The organism is Streptomyces sp. SID14478 (assembly GCF_010548525.1).
Classification (GTDB): domain Bacteria; phylum Actinomycetota; class Actinomycetes; order Streptomycetales; family Streptomycetaceae; genus Streptomyces.
In genome coordinates this window covers 1-3,239 of the sequence record NZ_JAAGMG010001283.1, presented here as the reverse complement: position 1 = coordinate 3,239, position 3,239 = coordinate 1, and the positions used below count along the sequence as shown (strand labels likewise).

Below are 3,239 nucleotides of genomic sequence, written 5' to 3'. Positions count from 1 at the left end.
CTGGAAGCGGTCAAGTCCGGCGCCACCGGCTACCTCCTGAAGTCGGCGTCGACGGACGAGCTGATCGACGCGGTGCGCCGCACGGCGGCCGGCGACCCGGTGTTCACGCCGGGCCTCGCCGGCCTCGTGCTCGGCGAGTACCGGCGCCTGGCCTCCGAGCCGGCCCAGGCGGCCGGCTCCGGCGAGCCGGGGGCGCCGCAGCTCACCGACCGGGAGACCGAGGTGCTGCGCCTGGTCGCCAAGGGACTGAGCTACAAGCAGATCGCGGAGCGGCTGGTCATCTCGCACCGCACCGTCCAGAACCACGTGCAGAACACCCTCGGCAAGCTCCAGCTCCACAACCGCGTGGAACTCGTGCGGTACGCGATCGAACGGGGTCTGGACGACGAGTGACCCCGCGCGGGACAGTTGCCTCAACTGCTCACCGTGACAAGGGAGTTACGCGATGAGGGTCGGAGTACTGACCGGAGGCGGTGACTGCCCCGGGCTCAACGCCGTCATCCGGGGCATCGTACGCAAGGGCGTGCAGGAATACGGCTACGGCTTCGTCGGCTTCCGCGACGGCTGGCGCGGCCCCCTGGAGGACGACACCGTCCGGCTCGACATCCCCGCGGTGCGCGGCATCCTGCCCCGCGGCGGCACCATTCTCGGCTCCTCCCGCACCAACCCGCTGAACGCGAAGGACGGCATCCGCCGCGTCAAGGAGAACCTCGCCAAGGAGGAGGTCGAGGCCCTCATCGTGATCGGCGGCGAGGACACCCTCGGCGTCGCGACGCGGCTGTCCGACGAGTACGGCATCAACGTCGTCGGCGTACCGAAGACCATCGACAACGACCTGTCCGCCACCGACTACACCTTCGGCTTCGACACGGCCGTCGGCATCGCGACCGAGGCCATCGACCGCCTGCACACCACCGCCGAGTCCCACATGCGGGTCCTCGTCTGCGAGGTCATGGGCCGCCACGCGGGCTGGATCGCCCTGCACTCGGGCCTGGCCGGCGGCGCCAACGTCATCCTCATCCCCGAGCAGCGCTTCGACCTCGACCAGGTCTGCGCCTGGGTCACCTCCCGCTTCAAGGCGTCGTACGCGCCGATCGTGGTGATCGCCGAGGGGGCGATGCCGCGCGACGGCGACGTGGTCCTCAAGGACGAGTCCCTGGACTCCTTCGGGCACGTACGCCTCTCCGGCGTCGGAGAGTGGCTCGCGAAGCAGATCGAGAAACGCACCGGCAAGGAGGCCCGCACCACGGTCCTCGGCCACGTGCAGCGCGGCGGCACCCCCTCGGCCTTCGACCGCTGGCTGGCCACGCGCTTCGGCCTGCACGCGATCGAGGCGGTGCGGGACGGGGACTTCGGCAAGATGGTGGCGCTGCAGGGGACGGACATCGTGCGCGTGCCCATCGCCGACGCGACCGCCCGGCTGAAGACGGTGGACCCCGCTCTGTACCGGGAAGTGGGCGTCTTCTTCGGCTGAGGCCCCGGTGACCTGCTCCGGACCTCGCTCTTCCGTCGCCGGAGGGACGCGATGTGCTTAGACTCGCGCCTATGGAGATCCTCGCATTTGGTGTGCAATCGGATGAAAAGCCCCTCATCGAGAAGGCCTTCGAGGGCCATCACGAGGTCCGCTGCCTGGACGTCTTCCTGACCGAGGACACGGCTCCCATCGCGGCCGGCTACGAGGTCGTCTCCACCAGCGTCAACGCGACCCTGAACAACCGCGTGCTGCAGACCCTCGCGGCCGGCGGCACGCAGATGATCGCCCAGCGTTCCACCGGCTTCAACAACATCGACCTGGAGGTCGCCGAGCGGCTCGGGCTGACCGTGGCCCGGGTCTCGTACTACTCGCCGTACTCGGTCGCCGAGTTCGCCTGGACCCTCGCGATGGCCGTCAACCGCCGCATCGTCCGCGCCAGCACCCGCACCCGCGACTTCGACTTCCGCCTCGACGGGCTGATGGGCCGGGACATGCGCGGCCGCACGGTGGGCGTCCTCGGCACCGGCAAGATCGGCGAGGCCTTCGCCCGTATCGCGCACGGCTTCGGCATGAACCTGCTGGGCTGGGACGTCGCCGAGAACCCGCGCTGCGTGGAGCTCGGCATGAAGTACGTCGAGAAGGAGCAGCTGTTCGCCGAGGCCGACCTGATCAGCCTGCACGTCCCGCTGCTGACCGCCACGGAGCACATCGTCGACGCCGCCGCGCTGCGGATGATGAAGGACGACGCGATCCTGGTGAACTCCAGCCGCGGCGGCCTCGTCGACACCAAGGCCCTCGTCGCCGAACTGCGCGAGGGCCGCTTCGCGGGCGTGGGCCTCGACGTGTACGAGGCCGAGGCGGGCCTGTTCTTTCTCGACAAGTCCCTGGACATCGTCGACGACGACACCCTGGCCCGCCTCGTCACGTTCCCGAACGTCCTGGTCACCTCCCACCAGGCGTACTACACCGTGGACGCGGTCAGCCAGATCATCGAGACCACGGTGCGCAACGTCCTGGACTACCGGGCGGGCCGCCGCTCCGAGAACGTCCTGGTCCCGGCCGCGACCAGCTGACCCATCAGCTCGCGTACGACGTCGGCGCCGCGCAGCGACAGCACCGACTCCGGGTGGAACTGCACCCCGGCGAAGGACGGCCCGCGCACGGCGTGCACCTCCCCGTTGACCGGGTCCCGGCTGACCTCGACGTCGTGCGCGGCCAGCTCCAGGGCCGCGTCGTCGTCGCACCGCGCCACGAAGCTGTTGTAGAACCCGACGGTCTCGGCCCGCCCGAACAGTTCGATGTCCGTCTGCGCCCCCTGGTACGGCACGTCCTTGCGGACGATCTCCAGACCCAGCTCGGCCGCGATCAGCTCGTGCCCCAGGCACACCCCGAGCACCCCGTGGCGGTGGCCGCGCAGCACCTCGGCCGTCAGCGACCGCAGGAACCGCATCTTGGGATCGCCGAGGTCGGACGGGTTGCCGGGGCCCGGCCCGAGCACGAGGGGCCCCTCGTGCGCGAGCACGGCCTCCCGCAGCCCCGCCTCGTCGTAGCGCCGCACCGACACCTCCAGGCCCGACGAGCGCAGCACGTGCGCGAGCATCGCGGTGAAGGTGTCCTCGGCGTCGACCACGAGCGCATGCCCGCTCAGGGCGCCGGTCTGCTCCTGCATCCGCAGCCAGAAGGGGGCCAGCGCCGCCCGCCGCCCGTCCAGTGCCGCCCGCACCCGCGGGTCGTCGGCCAGCGCCGGGCGCGTGCCCTCCTCGCG

At 70.7% G+C, this 3,239-nt stretch carries 4 protein-coding genes; 3 read left to right on the top strand and 1 reads right to left on the bottom strand.

Annotated elements, in window-relative coordinates; genetic code table 11:
- The 3 genes from G3I40_RS41130 to G3I40_RS41120 form a co-directional block, all read left to right on the top strand.
- Window positions 1-393 (top strand): response regulator transcription factor (locus tag G3I40_RS41130; protein WP_164559916.1); only part of this gene is annotated, 393 nt, incomplete at its 5' end.
- 52 nt (window positions 394-445) lie between these two features.
- Window positions 446-1,474, top strand: coding sequence for a 6-phosphofructokinase (locus G3I40_RS41125; protein WP_164559915.1), 1,029 nt, complete (start codon window positions 446-448; stop codon window positions 1,472-1,474).
- 71 nt (window positions 1,475-1,545) lie between these two features.
- Window positions 1,546-2,547, top strand: coding sequence for a 2-hydroxyacid dehydrogenase (locus tag G3I40_RS41120; protein WP_164559914.1), 1,002 nt, complete (start codon window positions 1,546-1,548; stop codon window positions 2,545-2,547).
- On the opposite strand, the gene G3I40_RS41115 is transcribed toward G3I40_RS41120, so the two are convergent.
- A partial coding sequence (locus G3I40_RS41115; protein ID WP_164559913.1) for an aminodeoxychorismate/anthranilate synthase component II occupies window positions 2,493-3,239 on the bottom strand: 747 nt, incomplete at its 5' end. The genes G3I40_RS41120 and G3I40_RS41115 overlap by 55 nt on opposite strands.